We start from the raw sequence: 21,837 nt of genomic DNA, 5'->3' as shown, positions 1-21,837 counted from the left end.
CCGTATGTCAGAGCCAGCCTTCGCGGGCGGCCTTCAGGCCCGCCTCGAAGCGGCTGGTGGCATGGAGGCGTTCCATCAGCCCGGCCATCTGCCGGCGCACGGTGCGCAGCGAGACGCCGAGGCGCTTGCTCGCGGCCTCGTCGGTCATGCCCGAGGCCAGGAGCCTCAGCAGTTCGAGCTCGGGCCCGCTGGGCCGCGCGTCGGTGGCGCGGGGGCGGTCCGCCCCGAGCGGAACGGCCGCCGCCCACGTCTGCTCGAACAGGGTCACCAGGGAGGCGACGATGCCGGGCGCGCTGGTGCACAGGGCGCCCGTACGGGAGTTGGCCGGATCGACGGGGACGACCGCGATCCGCCGGTCGAACACGAGCAGGCGCGGCGGAAGCAGGGGGCTGGTGCGCACCTGGCCGCCCTGCTCGGTCAGCCACCGGGCGTAGGCCAGCGTCGCCGGATCGTTGCGCGCGCTGTCCTGGTACACCGAGCACATCTCGATGCCCCGGGCGAGCGCCCGCCGGTCCAGCGGACGCGAGGCTTCCATGCTGGCCGCCGACAGCGCGCCGCCCGGCAGGATCGCCAGGCACTCCCGCTCAAGCCCGTGGGCGAGCTGTTCGAGCCTGCTCTGGATGGCGTCCATCCCCACGAGCCGCTCGGCGCCGTCGATCTCGGTGTTCGGACGCAGCTCGGCGAACTCGGAGACCACCTGCGCGGCGGCGGCGCGGCTGTGCTCCAACTCCTGCTGTCTGCGGGCCAGTTCCTGCTCCTGACGGCGCAGGAGCACTTCCAGGCCCAGCTCCGGCCGCACCGCCCGCAGCGCACCGGGATCGTCCCGTGACGGCTTCAGCAGGCCGAGGTCCACGAGCTGGTCCAGGCCCTCGCGGACCTGTGTCTCCGTGCTGCCGAGGCGCGCGGCCAACTCCGCGACCCCTCCCGAGGGATCGGCGAGCATCCCCCGGTACACCGCTTCCACGGCGGCCCCCAGCCCCAACGCCTGCAGCATGCCCCAGCCCCCCAGCTGTGCTCCGACCGCTCCCGTGAGCGGCCCCCGTCCGCGATCGTAGACGCGGTCTGACACCAACATGCCAGACCGCTTGGTGACAGGCGTGACTTCTTCCCCACGCGTGACGCGGGCAGCAGCATGGTGAGCACCGGAACGGCGGGGCGGCAGCCCCCGGACCGGGAGCCGGAGCCGGTGGGACCGACCGGATCCGGACAGCACGCAGACCGGCACCTCGCACGTGAACGCCTCGCTTCCCGACACTCCACCAGGGGGACTTCCATGCTCCGCGCCGCCCGTACCGCCCGTACCGCCCGCACCGCCCGCACCGCCCGCTCGTTCGCCGTCGCCGCCGTCCTCTGCGCCGCCGCGGGCATCGGCGTCGTCGCGGTCTCCCCGGTGATCAGCGGGTCCGGGGAGGGCCACACCGGGCACCACGTCAGCGCCTCCCACGACAGCATCAGCTGGGACTCGGCGCCGCACGGTTCGGACGGCAGCATCAGCTGGGATTCGGTGCCGCACGGTTCGGACGACAGCATCAGCTGGGACTGAGGCGCGTGCGCGTCGTCCGGGCTTCTCTCGAAGGCCGGCGGCCGGACCCCGCCGACCCCACCGCCCCCGCCCCCGCCCCTCCCCCCGCCACGCCCGCCGTCCTCGCACTCCTCTCCGACCTCGTCTGGGCCCACGCGGCCCCGAGGAACGGGCTCGAACACGTCCGTGCCCGAGCCACCGACGACGGCGTGGACGTCTACCTCTTCCTGCGCGCCCCCTCGGAAGACGCCGCCCTCGACCAGGCCCGCGCCATCCTCGCCGACGCCCGCACCCCCCTGCGTACGCACGGCTACACCACCGCCCCACCTCGCCCCTGATGGTTCATCAGCAGAAGGAACACCGTGACGACCACCCTCCGCCAGGCCGCCCGCAGGGCCACGACCGCCGTCCTCTCCGGCGCGCTCGGGGCCGGACTCCTCACCGCCGCGACCGTGGGGGCCGCGCCCGCGGCCCAGGCCGCGACCACCTGCGGCGGAACCGCCTCGCTCTACGGCGTCCTCCCCGACGGCCGACTCACCTTCAGCACCATCACGCCCGCCACGGGCGAGTTGAAGAAGGTCGTCATCGGCGCGGACCTCGGCTTCGAGCCCAAGGCGATGGCCACCCTCAACTTCAACACCGTCCTCGTCACGTCGACCACCGGCGCGCTCTACCGCCTCGACGTGCTCACCAACAACACCTCACTCGTCCTGGAGCGCCCGCCCGTCAAGCTCTTCGACAGCGGCTGGACCCACGACAAGCTCACGTACGACGGACACGGCCACCTGTACGGCACGGCCGGCGGCGTGCTCATCCAGTACCTGGTCTCCCAGCCCAAGCCGACCGGCTCGGCCCACATCGGGCAGCGCAAGGAGATCGGCGGCGGCTTCGTCCTGAAGACCCTCACCGCTGCCGGGGACGACCGGCTGCTCGCCACGACCGCGGGCGGCGCGCTCTACTCGTACAAGATCGACAGCGCGGGCGGCTGGAAGCGGGACGACCTGAAGACCTCGGGCTGGTCCGCGTTCGACCAGGTCGTGTCGCCCGGCGGTGGCCTCTACTACGGCCGGATCGCCACCACCGGCGCCATGTACTGGTACAAGGACGCCGACCCGGCCGACGGCTCCGGCACCGACATCGCCTACCACAACGACACCCCCGTCAACACGGGCGGCTGGACACAGCGGTTGCTCTCCGCGCAGCCCGGCACCTTCAGCTGCACCACCAACCCCGACCCGCTCGACGGCACCGACATCCCGGCCGTCAAGGCGGCGGGCCGCGAGCTGATGAACAAGCACGACGGCGGGGCCTGGAACAACTCCACCCAGTGGAACTGCCTGGACCAGCTGTGGACCAGGGAGAGCGGCTGGCGCTACTGGGCCGACAACCCGAGCTCCTCCGCCTACGGCATCCCCCAGGCCCTGCCCGGCTCGAAGATGGACGCCTTCGGCGACGACTGGCGCACCAACCCCCTCACCCAGATCAAGTGGGGACTCTCGTACATCGACGGCCGGTACGGCACCCCCTGCGCCGCCTGGAAGCACTTCCAGGACCACAACTGGTACTGAGCGCCGCCGGCCCGACCCATCGCGCAACCGCCCACCGCGCAACCGCCCACCGCGCAACCTCCCTCCGCGCCCGCGCAACCTCCCTCCGCGCCCCCTCGCACGCACGCGTACCCACCCGAAACCGGAGACCCTCATGTCCACGTCGTCCCGCGCGCTCCGTCTCGCCGTCGGCCTCGCCCTCACCGCCTCGACCCTCGGTCTGGTCACCCTCGGCACGGCGGCGCCGGCCCAGGCCGCCGCCATCTGCGGCGGAGACGTCTCCGTCTACGGCGTCCTCGCCGACGGCCGCCTCACCTACACGGCGATATCGCCCAACACCGGCGACCGCGTCAAGACGCTGATCGGCCCCGACCTCGGCTTCACGCCCAAGGCGATGGCCACCCTCAACTTCAACACGGTCCTGGTGACCTCCACTGCCGGCGAGCTCTACCGGGTCGACGTCCAGACCAACAACACCAGCCTCGGCCTCGCCGGAGTCACCAGAATCTGGGACAGCGGCTGGACCTTCGACAAGCTGACCTACGACGGCGCGGGCCACCTGTACGGAACCGTCGCCGGCCAGCTCCACCGCTACAACGTCTCGCAGGCCAAGCCCTCCGGGCCGGCCCACATCGCCAAGCACGTCGTGATCGACGAGGGCTTCGTCCTCAAGACGCTCGCCGCCGCCGGCGACGACGTCCTGGTGGCCACCACGACCGACGGCAAGCTGCTCTCCTACCAGATCAACGGCGTGGGGGACTGGGAGCGTTCCGACCTCAAGGGCTCCGGCTGGTCGGGCGTCGACAGCCTCGTCTCGCCCGGCGGCGGCCTCTACTACGGTCGCACCAACGGCGGCCTGTACTGGTACCACGACGCGGACCCCACCGACGGCAAGGGCGACGACATCGCCTACCACCCCTCCGACCCGGTCGACGCGAGCGGCTGGACCCAGACCCTGCTCTCCGCGTTCGCCAACGACTGCACCTACCGGCCGCCGGCGCCCCCCACCCCCACCCCCACCCCCTCCACGCGCGGCGGGCAGATCACCCGGAGCGAGGTCGTCAGCCGCGCCGTGAACTGGCTGAACCGTGACATCCCCTACAGCCAGAGCGCCTACGCGAGCGACCCGGACGGCGACCACACCTACCGCACCGACTGCTCCGGATTCGTCTCCATGGCCTGGCACGCCACCAGCAGCTACACCACCGCCAGCCTCCCGGGCGTCAGCGCCACCATCTCCAAGGGCGACCTCCAGCCCGGCGACGCGCTGAACACCTCGTCCGGTCACGTGGTGCTCTTCGAGCGGTGGGTCGACAAGGGCGCCGGCAAGTTCTCGTACATCCACCAGTCCAACCCGAACGACGACATGATGCGCGGACAGGACTACCTCGACGGCGGCACCGACGGCCGCATCGCGGGCCACTCCGCCTCCGGCTACGTCGCCCTGCGCTACGACAAGATCGTCAACGGCTAGCCACGCCCGCTCCCACCCCGTATGCGAGTTCCGCATACGGGGTGCTACGTTGGCGTGCGTGTCGGGTACGGAGGAATGCCTCAGGCTCACCGTCGCCGCGCTGATGGCGCGGACCGGTGAGCGTCAGAACGATCTGGCCGCCGCGATCGGCCTCTCCCAGGCGCAGGTGTCGCGCAAGCAGTCCGGCGCCGCGCACTGGTCGCTGGACGACGTCGACCTGCTGGCCGCCCACTACGGCCTGTCGGCGCTCGACCTGCTCGCCGGGCCGGCCCATGCCACCGGCGTCCTGCACGGCGCCACCCTTCCGCTCGCGCCCGACGCCCCCGCTCCCGCCGGTGCGCCGGCCACGGGGTCCGCTCCGTCCGCTCCGTCCGCCCACCTGGCCACCGTGCCCGCACCGGCCGGGGCACCGGAGGTGACCCTGGGGCCGTGCGTGTTGTGCGGGGGGCCGGCCACCGACGAGGTCGACGGCTTTCCGCAGCATCTGAGCGCCGAGGAGTGCGCCGCCACCGCCCGCGCAGTCCCCGCCGTCCCCGCCGTCGCGACCAGGGACATCGAGGACATCGTGCGGGGCGCCCCCTCCACGGCGGCCCCCGAGCCCGAGGCACACGAGCCCGACGCCACCGAGTCCGAGGCCCACGAGCCCGAGCCCGACGCACACGAGCCCGAAGTCCCTGATCCCGCCCCCGCCACGGCCCCCGCCGCCGGGCCCGAGGCCGCCGTCGAGCCCGAGGCCCCTCCCGCGCCTCCGGCCGCCGGCGTGTCCAGGCCGCCGCGTACCACGGCCGGTTACGCCTCCGGCACCCTCGTCGAGCAGATCACCGGCCGCGTCCACGACGTCCTCGCCGAGCACGCCGGTGACGTCGAGACCGCGCAGGCCGCGCTGATCAAGGCGGCGATCCCGGACGTCATGGCCTTGTTCAAGGTGTCCCGGGCCAGCGGCCGTTACGAGCACTCCGACTTCCCCCCGACCGCCGACATCCTGCGGAAGAAGTCCCAGAAGGGCGCGGACGAGATCTGGGAGGGCCGCCCCAAGTGGCGTAACGCCGACGTCTTCAAGGCGGCGAAGCAGGGGGCCCGCTTCGAGGTCACGGCCCTCGACATGAACGCCGCCTACCTCTCCGCCCTCAAGTGCTGGCTGCCCATCGGGCAGCTCCGCGAGACGAGCGGCGGCGTCCACGATCCGAAGAAGTCCGGCGTCCACCTGATCACTCCCGCCGACTGGCACCACACCGACCTGCCCAACCCGCTCGGCCACCGCATGGAACCGGGGGAGCTGTGGGTGACGGAGTCCACCCTCCGCCAGCTCCTCGACTGCGCCCGCGCGGGACTCGCCGACGCCCCCGTCATCCACCGCTCGCTCGTCTCCGGCGCCACCGAAGTCCTCCTGGAGAAGCTCCGCCGCGCCCTCGCCGAGGTCCGCAGGACCGCCCTCGCCGAGGGCGACACGCTCACCGTCGAGTACGTCAAGGCGATGTACGCGAAGTTCGTCTCCACCATCGGGGAGTCCAGCGCGAACCGTGAGATCCGGCGCCCGGACTGGATGCACATCATCCGGGCCAAGGCGTTCGCGAACCTGTGGATGAAGGCGGACAAGGCACGGACCGCGGGACTGACGGTCGTGGAGATGTCCGGTACCGACGAGCTCCACGTCATCGGCGACTGGCACACCGTCTTCGCCGAGGGCCGCGACCTGCATGAGGTCAAGGCGAAGAAGACCTACACCCTCGGAGGCGCGTGATGACCGGTTCCCCCGACCTGTGGGCCCGCTGGGGCGGCTTCGGCGCGTACGACGCCCGGGGCATGAAAGGCGGCGAGGCCCTCGTCCTGGAGCTCAACCGCATCGTGTACTCCTCCGGCATCGCCTCGCCCGTCACCTCACGGCGCGGCATCGCCGCCCGGCTGCGCTACCTCGACAGCAAGGCCGGCCGGGAGGCGCTCAGGGAGCAGGGCGTCGCGCCCCGCACGATCCGCGCGTGGATGAGGGAGAAGGGCGGGATCGCCCCGACTCCGGCGAGCCGCGAGAAGATCGACGCCGCCTACTGGCACCGGCGCCGCGACAACCTGATCCGCTCGGGCTGGCTCACCCGCCACCTCGACAACCAGGGCCGCGGCCGGCGTATGGAGATCTACCCCGTCGACACCACCCTGACCGCGCCTGAGCACATCCGTGCGAACGTCACCCAGCGCACCATCACCGTCCGCTACATCTGGAGCGACCTCGTCGACGCCTGGGCCCGCAAGGACGCCGGCACCCTCGACGAGATCTGGGACGACGTCATCACCGATCTCGACTCCGACTACAACGCCTACGCCTACGTCTCCTCGGTCGGCATCGGCGCCTGACGGCATCGGCGCCTGACCTCACGGCCCCCGGCCCCGAGCCTGACCGGCGCCCCGCGGGTCAGGCCGGGGGGAGTGCCGCCTCGATGTGGGCGAGGTGGGCGGCGAGGATCTCCTCGAACGCGGCGCCGCGGTCCGCGCCGAGGGGGCGGACCTCGCGCGCGAAGTGGGCCACCGCGGGGAAGTGTTCGGGGTCGGCGCCGAGCACCGCCACCCGGAACAGCTCCATGCCCTGCTCGTACTCCTCGGCGGTGAGGGTGCCGACGCCGGCCTCGGAGGCGATCAGCGAGGCGATGAGGACGGCGAGCCGGTGGTACCGCACCGGGATCTCCTCGTCGGGCAGCCCCGACGCGCGCAGGGCCTGAAGCACCTCTTCCATGACCAGACGGGAGCCCGCGCCGCCCGACGCGTACCGGCCCCAGGCCGACGCAAGCTGGGGCTGTTGGCCGAACGCCTCCCGCACGCGCAGGGCCAGGGCGGTGATGCGCTGCTTCCAGTCGCCCTCGGGGCGGTAGCCGTCCATGGAGGCCACCAGGATGCGGTCCGCGACCGCGCGCAGCAGTTCCGTCTTGCTGCGGAAGTGCCGGTACAGGCTGGAGGAATCGGTCCCGAGGGTCGCGGCGAGCTTGCGCACGCTGAACGACTCCGCGTCGCTCGTGCGCAGCAACTCCGCCGCCGCGTCAAGGATCTCCTCGGTCGACCAACGCTTGCGACCTGCCATTTCGCCCCTCTCGTCAGGCTGATTCTAACCCATGCGCCCGGCAATGCACTTGGTGTTGCACGCACCGCGTGCATAATGAGTGCACGAGCTCGGCCAGAGGCCATGCGAAAGGACGCGTGTCATGAGCAACTCCCTGGATCCCGCGGCGCTTGACGCCGCTCTGGAGAACGTCCATCGCGCCGGAATGCCCGGCGTGTTCGCCGAGGTCCGCGACGGCGACCAGGTCTGGCGCGGCGCCTGCGGGGTGGCCGACGTCGCCACCGGCCGCCCGGTCACCGCCGACATGCGGCACCGGGTCGGCAGCATCACGAAGACCTTCACCGCCGCCGCGGTCCTCCAGCAGGCCGAGGCCGGCCGGATCGGCCTCGACACCCCGATCGGCCGGTACCTGCCGGGGCTGGTCCCGGGGGAGCGGGGCCGGGCCATCACGGTGCGGATGCTGATCAACCACACCAGCGGCCTCGCCGAGTACCTCCCGTACGCCTACCCCTCGCTCAAGGCGTTCCCCGCCCTCGCGGAGACCCGGCCCGAGAGTCTCGACGACCACCGGTTCACCCGCTTCGAGCACACCGAACTGATCGAGATGGGTGTCGCCGCGCCCGCCGTCGGCACCCCCGGCGGTGCCCCGGGGGTGTACTCCAACACCAACTACCTGCTTCTCACGCGGCTCCTGGAAGAGGTCACCGGCACCACCGCCGACCGGTACATCACCCGGAACGTCATCGAGCGCGCCGGACTCACGGACACCGGATTCCCCGCCGGACCCCACATCGAGGGGCCGCACTCGCACCTCTACGAGGCGTGGTTCGGCATGATCGACCCGCCGCGCGACTACAGCGTCTTCGACATGTCCTGGGTCGGCCCGGCCGCCTCGCTGATATCGACCGTCGCGGACCTCAACCGCTTCTTCCGCCTGCTGCTCGCCGGCGAGATCGTCGGCCCGTCGTCACTGGAGCAGATGCGCGGCACCGTCCCGGTGATCACCCAGGACGGGAAGAAGGGCGACTACGGCCTCGGCCTCTACCCGATGGAGGAGCCCGGCCGGGCCCGGTTCTGGGGCCACGGCGGCACGGTGTGGGGAGCCGGAGCACTGGCCATGATCCGCGCTGACGGCCGGCGGCAGATGGCCGTCGCGGTGAACCTCCAGCGGTGGAACCGCCTCGACCCCTCCGGCAGGCCGGCGCCGCACCCCCTCGACGACGCGCTCGCGGCCCTGCACCGCGTGGCGATGTACGGCTGACGGGCCCTCACCGACCCCGCCTGCGGGCGGTCGAGGCCCGACGGCACCCCTGCACGCACCACCCGATGAAGACCCACCCAGGAAGGACGTACCCGCATGACTGTCCCCGTCCCCCGGATCGACCTCTTCGGATCCCTGCTCCACCTCCACCCGAGCGGCCGGATGCGCGTCGAGCAGCCGGCCACGGACACCGAACTGGAGCGCGAGGGCTGGCTGTTCATGGTCGCCCACGCGGAGACCGACGACGACGTCCACGGCGACCACTGGGAGATCCACACCGAGGCCGACGAGTTCGTCGCCTGCCTCACCGGCGGCATACGCGTCATCCTCCGCCCGGAAGAGCCGGGAGGCGACGAGGAGGTGATCGCACTGGGCGCCGGCGCCGGAACCATCGTGCCGCGCGGCCGATGGCACCGCCTCGCCCTGGACGCCCCCAGCGACATGATGGCCGTCACCCTGCCCCGCGGCACCCGCGAGGAGAGGTGGACCGGAGCCGGGGCGTGACGCCTCCCGGGGCACGGCCGCGCGCGACCGCCCCGCTCACCCGGGATGGCCCGCGTGGTGCGGGTGCGACGTCCCGGGCGCCGGGCTCGGCGTCGACGGCGGGTCCGGGAGCGGGCCGATCGGCCCCACGGCCGCGCCGAGCGCGTACGACCCCAGGAAGACCAGCGCCAGCAGCAGGAGGAATCCGCCGAGGACGAAGGGCGGTGACCTGAACCGCCCTGTCGCCCGCGCGGCGGGCGAGGACGCTCGCGGCTTGTCCATGTGCGGTCTCTCCCGAACGTGTCGTACGGCACCGGACGGATCGGACCGTCCCTCCGTGAGGAGTCGGACGGCGGGGCGGTTCGGTTCCCGGGGCGGGATGACGGTACGACACCGTGATCCCGCCCCGGTCACGTCACCGATGCCACCGATGTCACCTGTGCCACCGATGCCCCAGGCTTCACCGGAGGGAGCCCTCAGGCGAGCGCCGGTGCCCGCGTGAACCGCCTCCGGGCCGGCGGGTGGCCGTCCGGTGCCGGCGCCACCGCCTCCTCGTCGCCCCGCACCAGCGCGACCAGCGAGGTCCGGGCCCGCGCGACGCGCGAGCGGACCGTGCCGACGGGGCAGCCGATGGCCTCGGCGGCCTCGGCGTAGGGCAGGCCCAGGAGCTGGGTGAGGACGAACGCGTCCTTACGCTCGGCCGGGATGGCGGCCAGGAGTTCGGAGAGCGCGACACCGTCCTCGAAGCCGGGAAGCCCCCGGGGCTGGGTGTGTTCGGCCTCCGCCTGCCAGTCGTCGCGGTCCGACAGACGCGGGCGGGCCGCCGCGTGCCGCAGGCTGTCGACCACCGTCCTGCGGGCTATCGACAGCAGCCACGTGCGGGCCGAGGAACGCCCCTGGAAGCGGGGCAGCGCGGCGAGCGCGCGGAGGAAGACCTCCTGGGTGAGGTCGTCGGCCGCCTGGCGGTCGGCGCTGAGATAGGTCACATAGCGCCGCACGTCGCGGTGGAGCGCGCGGACGAACAGGTCGGCCTTGTCCGGGTCGCCGTCCCGGGCCGCGAGCGCGAGCAGCGTCGTCGCCGCGTCGGTGTCGGCGTCCGGCGCGTGCGCGGAGCGGAAGGGGCGCGCCGGGCGTTCGGCGGCGGCGTGCGGAAGGGTGCCGTGGGCAGGAGTCATCGCCACAAGTCCTTACGAGGCAAAGGGAATCCGGTCGGGCGCGGATGAGGGCGGCGCCGTGCCGGTGACGGGTACGGCCGGCCGCGACCGGGCGGAGGCGGCATGACCGATGCCCGAGGGACGGCACGGAGCCGTCGCGCTCGGGGAGCCGGCTGTCAGAGGACAGCGAGCTCCCGTGGTGGACCCCGGGAGATGAGCGAGTGGGCGAGGAGCAGCCGCCTCGGAGCGCGCTCGTCCCCGGCCCGCACCGGCCGGAGGCGAGGCCGGTCCGGTACGACGGCGGCGCAGGACGCGAGCAGCGGACACAGCGGGCGGAAGAGCCGCAGGGACGCGGCCCGCAGGAGGCGGAACGCCGCCCGCTCCCCGTACGCCATCCACAGTCCGCTGAGGAGCGCGGCCAGAAGGTGCGCCGCCACCATGCCGAAAGACGACGACAGGTCTGTCATGTCGTGCCCGGCGGGCGCCTCGAAGGCGACCCCGGCGGACGGGCTCACGTCCGCGTGGCCCATGGCCGCGTGCGACGCGTGGATGTGTGCCGCGTGCGCGTCGCCCGAGGGCGTCGGCATCGTCGCGGGCGGCGGCGTCGGCGTCGGTGATGCCGGCGTCGTCGACGCCGTCGGCTGCGCCCAGGTGAAGGCTTCGTGGAGCGCGCTCTGCACCGCCACGCTCGCCACGGTCACGGCCAGGAGGCCGCGTTCGCGGCCCGCCAGAGCCCAGGTGACCGCGACGGTGCCGGCGAAGGCGAGCGCGAGGGCCGGGCCGGGTACGCCCCGGCCCGACATCAGGATGTGGCCGGTGGCGGCGAGCAGCACACAGACGGCCGCGAACATCGCGGCCCGGACCCCTCGCGAACATCGGCCTGGCGTCATGGCGCGCCCATCCTTGCACCACTCCCGGGAGGTACGGGGGCGGTACGACCGGTGTGCGGCCGCCCCCTCGACCTGTCGGGACATGAGTACGCGACTGTGACCCGTCCCACAAGAGCGCCTCGGGAACTTCCGGCTCGCCCGCCACGACTCCTCCAGGGTGACGGCGTTCGGACCGGTGTCCGGGCGGGGGAGGGGACATGCGGTGAGCGGCGCGGACACGGCGGCGGTGGTGCCCGCCGAGAGCGGAGAGGCGCGGTCCCGGGGACTGACCGCGCTCCTGACGACGGCCATGGCCTTCTCGATGCTCCAGCTCTTCCTGCTCGGAGCGCTGGGCCCCCGTCTCGTGGACCGGCTGGGCGTCTCGGAGACCCTGCTGGGCCTGACCACCACGGTGGGCTTCGGCACGGCGGCCGTCCTCTCGCCCGTCGGCGGCCGGATCGTGGACCGCGTCGGGCCCCGCCGTTCCCTCGTGGCGCTGCTCGTCCTCTCGGCCGTGGCGCTGGGGCTGATCGGTGCCGCGCCCGGTCCGGGCCTGCTGCTCGCGGCCGTCGCGGTCGGCGGGCTGCCCCAGGCGCTCGCCAACCCGGCGACGAACAAGGCGATCCTGGCGTCGGTTCCCGCGCCGAGGAGGGGCGCGGTCACCGGCACCAAGCAGTCCGGTGTCCAGCTGGGGGCCTTCGCGGCCGGGCTGCCCCTCGCCCTGGCGGCGGGCGCGATCGGCTGGCGCGGCGCCGTCTGGGTGGCCGCCGGCGCGGCCCTCCTCGCCGCCGTGTGGGCCTGGCGCGCGCTGCCCGCCGACGCGCCGGCGCCGGGGGAGGGCGCGAGCGGCGGGGCACCACGGGGAGCCACGGCAGGTGCGAAGCAGCAGGGAGCCGCGAGCGGTGCGGCGCCACGGGGGGCCACGGCAGGTACGAAGCGGCAGGGAGCCGCGAGCGGTGCGGCGCCGGCCGGGCGCCGGGGTCCCGTGCCCTGGCTGGCGGCCTTCTCGCTCTTCCTCGGCGCGGGCATCGCCTCCGTCAACACCTACCTCGCCCTGTTCGGCGCCCGGCGCCTCGACATGGGGCCCACGGTGGCGGGCGCGCTGGTCGCCGTCCTCGGCGTGGCGGGGATCGCCGGCCGCGTCGGGTGGTCCCGGGCCGCGACCCCCGGCCGGGCGCCGTGGCTGCCCGGCCTGCTCGCCGGGGGAGCGGTGGTCGCGGCCCTGCTCCTGGCCGCCGCCGACCGCGTCGACCCGCTGGTGTGGGTGGCCGCCGTGGCGGTCGGCGTCTTCGCCGTGTCCGGCAACGCCGTCTCGATGGTCCTGGTGATGCAGCGTTCCGCCCCGGGCCGCGCGGGCCAGGACTCCGCCCTGGTCGCCGCCGGCTTCTTCGCCGGATTCGCCGTCGGGCCGCCGCTGTTCGGGCTGCTGGCGGAGCGCGGGCAGTACGGGGGCGGCTGGCTGCTGGTGGCGGCGGAGTTCGCCGTCGCGGGAGCCGTCGCGCTCGTCTGGGCGGTACGGGACGGGCGTGCCCGCCGGGACGGTGGTCCACGATGAACGCCCCGGGCTGGGCGGAGGAGGCACTCGACCTCGTGCTCCACCGCGTGGGGGAGACCTGGGGGCAGGTGGGCGACCGCTTCCCCCTGTACGCCGATCCCGCCGGCGGACGCTGGACGACCACGGCGCGCGGTTCGTGGACGGGCGGCTTCTGGGCGGGACTTCTGTGGCTCAGGGCCGCCCGCACCGGAAGCGACGAGCACCGCGCGCGGGCGGCCGCCGTCACCGCGCGGCTCGCGCCCTGGGCCGACGCGGACACCGCGACCCGTGGCCTCATCCTCTGGTACGGCACGGCCCTGGCCACCGGGGACACGGAGGCCGGAGCCCTGCGGAAACGCGCGGCCGAGGCCGTCCTCGGCGCCTTCGACCCGGAACTCGGCCTCGTCCCGTGGGGCGCGGCCCTCGGCGGTCCCCGGCCGCGCGCCCGTACGGACGGCGTCCCCGGACTCGTACCCCTGCTGGCCACGGCCGGACCCGGGGGCCGCGAGGCCGCCGCCGCCCACCTGCACCGTCACCTGGACCTGTGTCTGCCGACGCGGAGCGGGGAGCGGCCCCGCCCGGCCTGGTGCCGGGACGAGGCGCGCGGGTGGACGGCCGAAGCCGACCCGGCCCCCGGATGGGCCCGGGGCGAGGCATGGCTCCTGCTGGCCGTCGCGGACGCCCTGCTGCTCGCGGACGCCCCGCCCTGGCGCGCGGACCGGCTGACCCGGGCGGCCGAACTCCTCCTCGCGGAAGGCGAGATGCTCGACGGCCCCCTCGTCCCGCCGGCGGACGCCGCCCCCGCCGACGGCCCGTGCGACACCTCCGCCGCCGCCATCACGGCCGTCGCCCTGCTGAAGCTCGCGCGCGTCCCCGGGGCCCCGTGGTCGGGCGCGAGCGCGGCCCGCGCGGAGGCGGTCCTGCGCCGGCTCGCCGACGCCCACCTCACCCGGCCGGGCGGGAGCCGCCCGCCGGGCATGCTCCTCGACGGCTGCTACGACGCCCGCGCCGGCACCGCCGTCCGGCACGAACTCGTCTGGGGCGACTTCTTCCTGGCCCTCGGCCTGACCGCGCTCCTCGGCCGCGTCGACCTCAGCCGGGTGTGACGGCGGGCCGGCCCCGCAGGACGCGCCGGGCCACGGCGGACACGTGCTGTTCGTCCGGCCCGTCGAGGATCCGGGCCGTCCGCCCGGTGCGGAACAGGGCCGGCAGCGGCGTGTCCGGGCCGAGGCCGGCCGCGCCGAAGACCTGGACGGCCCGGTCCGCGACCTCCTGGAGGGTGCGGGCCGCCGCGGTCTTCGCCAGGCCGACCTCCACATGGGCCTCGCGCCCCTCCGCCACCAGGGCCATCGCCTCGTGGACGAGCGGCCGCGCCGTCCGCAGCGCCAACAGGCTCTCGAAGACGTGCTGCTGGACGAGCTGACGGTCCGCGAGCGGCCCCCGTGCGCCCTGCCGCGCCGTGGCGCGGTCGCAGAGGAGGTCGAAGGCCCGCTGCGCCTGCCCGAGCCACCGCAACGCCCGCAGGGTCCGGCCGAGGCCGAGGCGTTCGCCCGCGACCGCCAGGGCCTGACCGGGGTCGCCGACGAGGTGGCCGGCGCCGACCTCGACGCCGTCGAACGCGATCTCGTACTGCCCCGTCGCGCCCAGGACCGGCAGCTCGCGCACCACCCGGAAGCCGGGAGAGCCGGTGGGCACCAGGAGCAGGGACAGGCCCGTGCGGTCGCCGGGCCGGCCGCTCGTCCGCGCGAGCACGGTCACCAGGTCCGCGTCCCCCGCGTGCGACACGAACCACTTCCGGCCGGTGACCCGCCACCCGCCACCGGGCCGGCTCTCGGCCCGCGTCGCCGTGAGCGCGGGCTCCGTCCCGGGCGTGTCCGGCTCCGTCATCGCGTAGCAGGCGCGCAGCTCGCCCGAGACCAGACGCGGCAGGTACTCCTCGCCCACCCGCGCGGAGCCGTGCCGGGACAGCATCGTCACGTCGAGGAGGGAAGCAGAGCCGAGGGCCCCGGGTCCGTGATCACTGGCACCCTCGGCCTCCGCGATCGCCGCGTACGCGCTCAAGGGCAGTCCGCCGCCGCCCAGTTCGCCCGGCAGGGGCAGGGCCCACAGGCCGCAGGCGCGGGCCTCGGAGCGCAGCCGCTCCCGCAGCTCCCGGGCGGCCGGACCGCCGGCGTCGAGGACCGGCTCCACGGGGAAGACACGCTCACGGACGAACGCGGACACGTCCGCGTGCGGCGGCTCGACACCCGCCGCCCCGCGCTCCGTTACGCCATGATCCGTCACCTTTTTTCCTCCGTCCCGGGAACTCGGCAGAACGCGCGTCCGACTTCTTGCCCGGGGAAGTGGTCGGGCGTACCGGCTCCCCAGTTCCCGAGACCGAGAAGTCCCCGCGCGACGGCGACCGCCGCCGCGCCAGGAGAGGAGAGCCATGGCGTCATCGACGACCGCGAGCACCGCGGCCCGCCGTCCGCTCGACACAGCCCGTCCGCTCCACGCCCTGCGGTGCGACGTCGGCGGCCCCGAGGCGCTGACCCGCGTCGTGTCCGACCACATGAGACGGCTCGGGGCGACGGTGCGGGACGACGGAGCGGGGGCCATCGCGCTCGGCGGCGGCGGGTTCGCGCCCGTCGCCGCCCGTACCGAATGGGGAGCGGCCGGATCCGGGATCGAGGACGAGGCCACCGCCCAGGCCGTCACCGGGGTGATGGCCGTCCACGGCCGTCGCCACGGCGCGCCCCGCGGACTCGGCGTCGACTACCTGGCCACCGCCACCGGCGTCCTCACCGTCCAGGGACTGCTCGCCGGGCTCATCGGGCAGGCCAGGGGAGGCGCGCCGGCCCGCGTGCGGACGACGACGGCCGACCGGGCCGGACTCCTCGCCGTCTCCCAGTACCTCGCCGCCTCCGGCGCCGACGAGCCGGAAGCCGTCCGACCCGCCCCGGGCGGACCGCCGTTCACCTCCGCCGAAGGCGTCCTCTTCGAGCTGGAGACGCTCGACCCGGGGGCCTGGGCGGAGTTCTGGCGCTGCCTGGAGGCCCCCGCCGACGCCGTACGGACGGGCTGGCGGCCCTTCCAGTTCCGGTACGCCACGGCCTGCGCGCCTTTCCCCGCCGCGCTGCACGAGGTGACCCGGCGGCACGCCTGGACCCGGATCCGGCAGGCCGCCGCGCGGTCCGGAGCCGAGGTGTGCCGGCTGCGCACCCTCGTCGAGCGCGCGGCCGAGTACGACGGCGACGGCGACGCCGACCCGTGGGCCCTGTGCTCGCTCGGCCCCGGCCGGCGCCTCAGGAGCTCGGCGGCGCCGACGGCGGACCTCCCGCTGGCCGGGCTGACCGTCCTGGAGGCCGGCCGGCGCATCCAAGCACCCCTCGCGGCCCATCTGTTGGGGCTGCTCGGCGCCCGCGTGATCCGGATCGAGCCGCCGGGCGGCGACCCGCTCCGGGGCATGCCGCCCGCCTGCGACGGGATCTCCGCGCGCTGGCTCGCGCTCAACCGGGGCAAGGACGCGGTGGAGATCGACATCAAGGCGCCCGACGGCCGGAGTCGCCTGCGCGAACTCGTGGCCACCGCCGATGTGTTCGTCCACAACTGGGCTCCCGGCAAGGCGGCCGAGCTCGAACTCGACGCCGGACACCTGGCCGCCGTCAACCCGTCCCTCGTCTACGCCTACACCGGCGGCTGGGCCGACCGCGTCGCCGACGCCCCCATGGGTACCGACTTCATGGTGCAGGCCCGCACCGGAGTGGGAGAGGCCGTCCACCCGGCGGACGAACCGCCCGCACCGTCCCTCATGACCCTGCTCGACGTCCTGGGCGGCCTGCACGGCACCGAGGCCGTCCTCGCCGGCCTCCTGCTGCGCGAGCGCACCGGCCACGGCATACGCGTCGACTCCTCGCTGCTCGGCGCGGCCGACACCCTCCTCGCCCCCGCCCTGCGCCGGGCCGCCGGCGGCGCGGAACCCCGGCGCCCCGCCGGATTCCGGCACCCGCTCAGGACCGCCGACGGCTGGATCGCCGCCGCCGACGCCGCCGCGCCCGCAGCCGCGGCGTACGACGTCTCGGGCATGTGCACCGAGGACGCCCTGGACCAGCTGCGCGGCCACGGCCTCACGGCCACCGCCGTCACCACCGACCTGTCCGCCCTCCACCACGACCCGCGCCTGTCCGGCCCGATCGGCCGGGACACGCACGGTGCCCCCGCCGTTCCCGACCCCTGGAGCCTCGCGTGACCGTCACCCTCACCGACCTGCTGCCCGCCGCACTGCGCCGCTCCTGGGCGGTCGACGGCACCTGCCCGGACCTCGACCTCTACAGCCTCTACCGCGCCAGACAGATAGCCGACCTGCACCGCACCGCCGTGATCGACGCCAAGGGCGCGCTCTGCTACACGGCCCTCGACCGCAAGGCCCGATGTCTGGCCGAGGGCCTGCGCGGGCTCGGCATCGGCGCCGGGGACGTCATCGGCGTCCAGCTCCCCAACGGGCGCGACGCCGTCATCGCGGACCTCGCCCTCGCCGCCCTGGGCGCCGTCGCCCTCCCCTTCCCGGTCGGGCGCGGCGCCGCGGAGGCCGAGAGCCTGCTGCGCCGGGCCGAGGCCGTGGCGGTGATCGTGGCCGTCGACCACCGCGGCCGGCACCACGCCGCCGATCTCCAGGCCCTCGCCCCGACGCTGCCCGCACTGCGCCACGTGATCGCCGCCGGCCGCGGCACCGCACCCGAAGGAACGATTCGGCTCTCCCGGCTGCTGCGGACCGACCCCACCGGATTCGTCCCGGCCCGCCCCGACCCCGACAGCGCCGCGCGGATCCTCGTCTCCTCCGGGTCCGAGGCGGAGCCGAAGATGGTGGCGTACTCCCACAACGCCCTCGCCGGCGGGCGCGGCAACTTCCTCGCCTCCCTCATGCCCGACGGAACCCCGCCCCGCTGCCTCTTCCTCGTCCCGCTCGCCTCGGCCTTCGGCTCCAACGGCACGGCCGTCACGCTCGCCCGGCACGGCGGCACCCTCGTCCTGCTCGACCACTTCACGCCCGAGGCCGCGCTCGCCGCCGTACGGGAGCACGAACCCACCCACATCCTCGGCGTGCCCACCATGATCCGGATGATGCTGGAGGCCGTGGAGCGGACGGACGAGCCCCTGCCCGCCCCCACCGCGCTCGTCCTCGGGGGCGCGCCCCTCGACGAGGCGACCGCGGCGGCGGCGGCCGAGGCGTTCGGCTGCCCGGTCGTCAACCTCTACGGTTCGGCCGACGGCGTCAACTGCCATACGGGCCTGGGGCACACCGTGCCGCCCACCGACCGCTCCGGCGTCGTCGCCGGCCGCCCCGACCCCCGGGTCGCCGAGATCCGCATCGCCGACCCCGACACGCACGAGCGGCTCCCCGACGGACGGATCGGGGAGATCGTCTCGCGCGGACCGATGACCCCGCTCCGCTACGTCGCCTCCCCGGAGCTCGACGCCCGCTACCGCACCCCGGACGGCTGGGTCCGCACCGGCGATCTCGGCTTCCTCGACGACGACGGGATCCTCCACGTCGTCGGGCGGCTGAAGGACATCGTGATCCGCGGCGGCGCCAACATCAGCCCCGCCGAGGTCGAGCGCGCGCTCGTCTCCCATCCGAGCGTCCTCGACGCCGTGTGCGTCGGAGTGCCGGATCCGCTGATGGGCGAGCGGCTCGCCGCCTGCCTGGTGGGCAAGGGCCCCGACGTTCCGACGCTGCCGGAACTCGGCACGTACCTGACCGAACGCGGACTCGACCGGCACCAGCACCCCGAGCACCTCCTCGTCCTGCCCGAACTGCCGCTCACCGCCGCCGGAAAGCCCGATCGCGCCGCGCTGCGGAGCCTGATCGTCGAGCGGGAACGAGACCTCGTCCGGGCCTGACGACGACAGACGGGAGGGGAGGGCCGCCGGCCGGCGGCCCTCCCCTCCCGCGCGCGGCCCGGGCTCAGCCCATGGCCTTCTTCAGCTCGGCCGCCGCGTCGCGGTACACGGCGAGGAGATCCAGGTCCTCGCCCGGATAGTTGACGATCGCGACCTGCTCGGCGCCCGCGTCGGGCAGCACCGTCCCGGTCGACATGTGGGCGTTGTCCAGCACGAACGCCGGCTTCTTCGCCGACAGCGACGCGAGCTGGGAGGGCGTGACCGGCTCGGGGCCGTACGTGCCGACCGTCGTGGCGCCCGCGAGTCCCGCCGCCCAGGCGGTGAACACCTGGGTGACGACGACCGGGCTCCGCCCGCCCGGCCAGGCGGCCTTGAGCTCGCCGTTGAGCTTCGTGACCTCGCCGTCGAGCCGGCTCTTCCACCCGGCCGCGGCGTCCTCCGTACCGAACAGGCCACCCAGGCGCACGACTTCGGCACCCGCCTTGGCGGGGTCGTTGTCGAGGTTCACCTCGACGAGCCGCGCCTTCGAGCCGGCCGCCTCCTTGATCTTCGCCGCGTACGGCTCGAACGGCGCGTACAGCACGAAGTCCGCCGCGGCGACGGCGGCCAGGTCCGACGGCTTCGGGTCGTAGTCGGGGGCGTGGTGCACCGACTGCGGCACGATCACCGTGATGTCCTCGGCTCCGGCGGCCTTGGCGAGGGCACCCTCCCAGGTGGTGGTCACGACCACCACGGGCTTGCGGCCCCCGGTCCCGGTGGCCCCGGTCCCGGTGGCCCCGGGGGAGGGGGCGGCCTCACCGCCGCACCCGGTGAGCAGCGGCAGGGCCGTGCTCAGTGCGAGGAGGGAAACGATGCGGGTGTGACGGACGCGGGTGCGCGCCATGAGCCGGTTCTCCGTTCGGGGATGAGATGCGCGACGAGGACCACCGTCCCCGCCGTCAGGACGAGGACCGGGCCCGGAGGCCAGTCCAGCCACAGGGCCAGGAGGAAACCCACCGCGTTGACGGTGACGCCGATGCCGATCGCCCACACGGTGATCGACCACAGCGAGCGGCCGAGCCGCCGGGCCGCGAGCGCCGGCAGCAGGGTCAGGGCGTCGACCAGCAGCGCGCCGGTCAGCTTGATGGCGCCGGCGACCGCGACGGCGACGAGGACGAGCAGCGCCGTGGTGAGGAGACGTACGGGCACGCCCGAGCACTGGGCGAGCTCCCGGTCGTACAGCAGCAGTGCCACCTCGCGGCGGCGCCACCAGAGCAACGCCGGCACGGCCACGGCCAGCACCCCCAGCACCACGAGGTCGGCGGTCCCGACCGAGAGGATCGACCCCCACAGGAGGGCGAAGGCGCCCGAGGCGTTGACGCCGGAGACGGCGAGGAGGAGCAGCGCGGCGGCGATCGCCAGACTCATCAGCAGCCCCATCGCCCCGGAGAGCCCGGCCGGTGTCCGGGCCAGCGGGGCGACGCCCGCCCCCGACAAGGCACAGGCCACCAGGGCGCACACCATCGGATCGAGCCCGGTCAGCAGGCCGACGGCGACGCCGAGCAGCGCCACGTGCATCATCGCGAACCGCACCGGCATGATGTCGAGCCCGACGATCACCACCCCGATCACCGGCAGCCCGACGGCCGCGAGGAGCAGCGCCACCCCTGCCCGCTGGACGGGCACGAGCTGGAGCAGGGCGCCGAGGTCGGCCGCCGCGAGCGCGTTCACCGCACCTCCCGCAGATGGCCGGCGGCCATCTCCAGGACCCGGTCGCACCGGGCCGCCAGCGACCGGTCGTGGGTGACGACCACGAGCGTCACCGGCAGCGAGGTCAGCACGTCGGCCGCCTCCTCCTGCCCCTCGAAGTCGAGGGCGGCCGTCGGCTCGTCGGCGAGGAGCACCTGAGCGCCCGCCGCGACGCAACCGATCGCCCGCGCCAGGTACATCCGCTGCAACTGCCCGCCGGACAAGGTGTCCACGGACCGTGCGACCAGGGCACCGACCCCGAGCCGTGCCGCGGCCTCGGCGGCCTCCACCGGCGCACCGCTGCTCGCCAGCAGCTCGTCGCCACGCAGCGGGAACCGTCCGGCGGCGGGCTTCTGCGGGATCCAGGCGCACGACCGGCGCCGCCACGCCCACTCGGCGGCCGAGCGCGCGCCGCGCCCGCCCACCTCGATGGTGCCGCGCGTGTGCCGGTGCAGCCCGAGGACCGCGCGCAGCAGCGTCGTCTTCCCGGACCCGTTCGTCCCGGTCAGGGCGACCCGCTCGCCGGCGGCGATCTCCAGGTCCACCCCGACCACGGCGTCGGTACGGCCGTGCCGGCAGGCGACTCCGCGCATGCGTACGTCCAGTCCGCCCATCCCCTGCCCCTCGCCGCCGTCGTGCCGATGCGGAGAAGGAGTCGTACGGGAGGGACGCCGAGTTCCCGCGCTCCGGCAACCGGTGCGCGCGGTCGGCGGCGCTCGCCTGCGCGGCCGGGGCGGAAGGGTCCGTTCCCCCTGTCAGTCCTTCCGGACGAGGAAGCGCTGGTCGGCTCCGTCGGCGCACCGCTCCTCGGCGGCCTCGGCCCCGTCGGTGGTGTCGTCGCCGACGATGCCGATGCACCGGCTGCCGTCGGCCGGACGCAGCCGGAATCCGGCCGCGCCGTCGCCGCCCGCGGACTCCAGGCGGAAGAGGGTGGCCCGGGCACAGTCCTGCCGCGGTTCGAGCAGCCCCTTCGCCGGACCGGCGCCCATGACCGTCAGGCACCCCTTTCCCTCCCGGGGGTGATGCCACTGGATGCGGTACAGGCGTTCACCGGCCGGTTCGAGGAAGGTGCGCGGCACGGTGGCGAGGTCGCAGGGGAGCTGGACGGCGACGGCGCTCGGATAGGTGCCGTCCCGGATCCGTCCGTCCGTCAGACAGAGGTCGGGAGTGCGGGCGGGGCGGATGGTGACCCAGCCGTGGGGGGGGGGGGGGGGGGGGCCCCCCCCCCCCCCCGCCGGGGGGGGGGGGGGGGCGGGGGGGGGGGGGGGGGGGCCGGCCGGGGGGGGGGGGGGGGGGCGGGGCGGGCCCCGCGGGCGCGCCCCCGCGGCCCGCCCGGGGCCCC

At 74.7% G+C, this 21,837-nt stretch carries 22 protein-coding genes; 12 read left to right on the top strand and 10 right to left on the bottom strand.

What is annotated here, in order from left to right:
• Positions 1–7: 7 nt before the first annotated feature.
• Positions 8–994 (bottom strand): LuxR C-terminal-related transcriptional regulator, encoded by a 987-nt coding sequence (locus tag ACIGHB_RS18925; RefSeq protein ID WP_399914389.1) that lies wholly within the window; start codon positions 992–994, stop codon positions 8–10.
• A gap of 279 nt (positions 995–1,273) precedes the next feature.
• On the opposite strand from ACIGHB_RS18925, the gene ACIGHB_RS18920 reads away from it, so the two are divergent.
• From ACIGHB_RS18920 to ACIGHB_RS18895, 6 genes are all read left to right on the top strand, one after another.
• Entirely contained in the window at positions 1,274–1,543 is a 270-nt protein-coding gene (locus ACIGHB_RS18920) for a hypothetical protein (protein WP_399914387.1), read from the top strand.
• A 5-nt stretch (positions 1,544–1,548) separates the two neighbouring features.
• Positions 1,549–1,860, top strand: a complete 312-nt coding sequence (locus ACIGHB_RS18915) for a hypothetical protein (protein ID WP_360309638.1) — start codon at positions 1,549–1,551, stop codon at positions 1,858–1,860.
• Between the two features lie 24 nt (positions 1,861–1,884).
• Complete coding sequence (locus ACIGHB_RS18910; protein ID WP_399914385.1) at positions 1,885–3,090, top strand: peptidase S1 and S6; 1,206 nt, start codon at positions 1,885–1,887, stop codon at positions 3,088–3,090.
• A 133-nt stretch (positions 3,091–3,223) separates the two neighbouring features.
• Positions 3,224–4,543 carry a hypothetical protein gene (locus tag ACIGHB_RS18905; protein WP_399914383.1) on the top strand — a complete coding sequence of 440 codons (1,320 nt, stop codon included), beginning with the start codon at positions 3,224–3,226 and terminating at the stop codon, positions 4,541–4,543.
• 58 nt (positions 4,544–4,601) lie between these two features.
• Positions 4,602–6,284: a helix-turn-helix domain-containing protein gene (locus tag ACIGHB_RS18900; RefSeq protein WP_399914382.1), complete on the top strand. Its 1,683-nt coding sequence runs from the start codon at positions 4,602–4,604 to the stop codon at positions 6,282–6,284.
• On the top strand, positions 6,284–6,889 hold the full coding sequence (locus ACIGHB_RS18895) for a hypothetical protein (protein WP_360309630.1): 606 nt from the start codon (positions 6,284–6,286) through the stop codon (positions 6,887–6,889). The genes ACIGHB_RS18900 and ACIGHB_RS18895 overlap by 1 nt, the downstream gene beginning before the upstream one ends.
• A gap of 58 nt (positions 6,890–6,947) precedes the next feature.
• Here ACIGHB_RS18895 and ACIGHB_RS18890 read toward each other — a convergent pair whose 3' ends face one another.
• On the bottom strand, positions 6,948–7,607 hold the full coding sequence (locus ACIGHB_RS18890) for a helix-turn-helix domain-containing protein (protein WP_360309628.1): 660 nt from the start codon (positions 7,605–7,607) through the stop codon (positions 6,948–6,950).
• A 121-nt stretch (positions 7,608–7,728) separates the two neighbouring features.
• On the opposite strand from ACIGHB_RS18890, the gene ACIGHB_RS18885 reads away from it, so the two are divergent.
• The gene (locus ACIGHB_RS18885) at positions 7,729–8,847 is read left to right on the top strand and encodes a serine hydrolase domain-containing protein (protein ID WP_399914379.1); all 1,119 of its coding nucleotides are present in this window, start codon (positions 7,729–7,731) and stop codon (positions 8,845–8,847) included.
• Between the two features lie 96 nt (positions 8,848–8,943).
• Positions 8,944–9,351, top strand: a complete 408-nt coding sequence (locus ACIGHB_RS18880) for a cupin (RefSeq protein ID WP_399914377.1) — start codon at positions 8,944–8,946, stop codon at positions 9,349–9,351.
• 36 nt (positions 9,352–9,387) lie between these two features.
• Here ACIGHB_RS18880 and ACIGHB_RS18875 read toward each other — a convergent pair whose 3' ends face one another.
• The 3 genes from ACIGHB_RS18875 to ACIGHB_RS18865 form a co-directional block, all read right to left on the bottom strand.
• Positions 9,388–9,612: a hypothetical protein gene (locus tag ACIGHB_RS18875; RefSeq protein ID WP_360309622.1), complete on the bottom strand. Its 225-nt coding sequence runs from the start codon at positions 9,610–9,612 to the stop codon at positions 9,388–9,390.
• Positions 9,613–9,806: 194 nt separating this feature from the next.
• Entirely contained in the window at positions 9,807–10,505 is a 699-nt protein-coding gene (locus ACIGHB_RS18870) for a sigma-70 family RNA polymerase sigma factor (RefSeq protein WP_399914375.1), read from the bottom strand.
• A 155-nt stretch (positions 10,506–10,660) separates the two neighbouring features.
• Positions 10,661–11,335 carry a hypothetical protein gene (locus ACIGHB_RS18865; RefSeq protein ID WP_399914373.1) on the bottom strand — a complete coding sequence of 225 codons (675 nt, stop codon included), beginning with the start codon at positions 11,333–11,335 and terminating at the stop codon, positions 10,661–10,663.
• Positions 11,336–11,576: 241 nt separating this feature from the next.
• Between ACIGHB_RS18865 and ACIGHB_RS18860 the strand changes: the two genes are divergently transcribed.
• Together ACIGHB_RS18860 and ACIGHB_RS18855 are read left to right on the top strand one after the other, a co-directional pair.
• Positions 11,577–12,908, top strand: a complete 1,332-nt coding sequence (locus ACIGHB_RS18860) for an MFS transporter (protein WP_399914371.1) — start codon at positions 11,577–11,579, stop codon at positions 12,906–12,908.
• Entirely contained in the window at positions 12,905–13,993 is a 1,089-nt protein-coding gene (locus ACIGHB_RS18855; protein WP_399914369.1) for a sugar ABC transporter permease, read from the top strand. Before ACIGHB_RS18860 ends, ACIGHB_RS18855 begins: the two co-directional genes overlap by 4 nt.
• Here the strand turns inward: ACIGHB_RS18855 and ACIGHB_RS18850 are convergent.
• Positions 13,980–15,170, bottom strand: a complete 1,191-nt coding sequence (locus ACIGHB_RS18850) for an acyl-CoA dehydrogenase family protein (protein WP_399914367.1) — start codon at positions 15,168–15,170, stop codon at positions 13,980–13,982. The two genes, ACIGHB_RS18855 and ACIGHB_RS18850, sit on opposite strands and share 14 nt — an antisense overlap.
• A gap of 145 nt (positions 15,171–15,315) precedes the next feature.
• Here ACIGHB_RS18850 and ACIGHB_RS18845 point away from each other — a divergent pair, with 145 nt between their 5' ends.
• Together ACIGHB_RS18845 and ACIGHB_RS18840 are read left to right on the top strand one after the other, a co-directional pair.
• Complete coding sequence (locus ACIGHB_RS18845) at positions 15,316–17,115, top strand: CoA transferase (RefSeq protein WP_399914365.1); 1,800 nt, start codon at positions 15,316–15,318, stop codon at positions 17,113–17,115.
• Positions 17,112–18,767, top strand: coding sequence for a class I adenylate-forming enzyme family protein (locus tag ACIGHB_RS18840; protein WP_399914363.1), 1,656 nt, complete (start codon positions 17,112–17,114; stop codon positions 18,765–18,767). The genes ACIGHB_RS18845 and ACIGHB_RS18840 overlap by 4 nt, the downstream gene beginning before the upstream one ends.
• 64 nt (positions 18,768–18,831) lie before the next feature.
• Here ACIGHB_RS18840 and ACIGHB_RS18835 read toward each other — a convergent pair whose 3' ends face one another.
• The 4 genes from ACIGHB_RS18835 to ACIGHB_RS18820 all read right to left on the bottom strand — a co-directional run bounded on the left by ACIGHB_RS18835 (position 18,832) and on the right by ACIGHB_RS18820 (position 21,574).
• Positions 18,832–19,650 carry an ABC transporter substrate-binding protein gene (locus ACIGHB_RS18835; RefSeq protein WP_360309606.1) on the bottom strand — a complete coding sequence of 273 codons (819 nt, stop codon included), beginning with the start codon at positions 19,648–19,650 and terminating at the stop codon, positions 18,832–18,834.
• Positions 19,599–20,477 carry a metal ABC transporter permease gene (locus tag ACIGHB_RS18830; protein WP_399914361.1) on the bottom strand — a complete coding sequence of 293 codons (879 nt, stop codon included), beginning with the start codon at positions 20,475–20,477 and terminating at the stop codon, positions 19,599–19,601. The genes ACIGHB_RS18835 and ACIGHB_RS18830 overlap by 52 nt, the downstream gene beginning before the upstream one ends.
• Positions 20,474–21,109 (bottom strand): ATP-binding cassette domain-containing protein, encoded by a 636-nt coding sequence (locus ACIGHB_RS18825; RefSeq protein WP_360309603.1) that lies wholly within the window; start codon positions 21,107–21,109, stop codon positions 20,474–20,476. Before ACIGHB_RS18825 ends, ACIGHB_RS18830 begins: the two co-directional genes overlap by 4 nt.
• 141 nt (positions 21,110–21,250) lie before the next feature.
• Complete coding sequence (locus ACIGHB_RS18820; protein ID WP_399914358.1) at positions 21,251–21,574, bottom strand: RICIN domain-containing protein; 324 nt, start codon at positions 21,572–21,574, stop codon at positions 21,251–21,253.
• Between the last annotated feature and the right edge of the window lie 263 nt (positions 21,575–21,837).

The organism is Streptomyces sp. NPDC085460, assembly GCF_044541975.1.
GTDB lineage: Bacteria > Actinomycetota > Actinomycetes > Streptomycetales > Streptomycetaceae > Streptomyces.
This window is presented reverse-complemented; position numbering and strand designations above follow the sequence as displayed.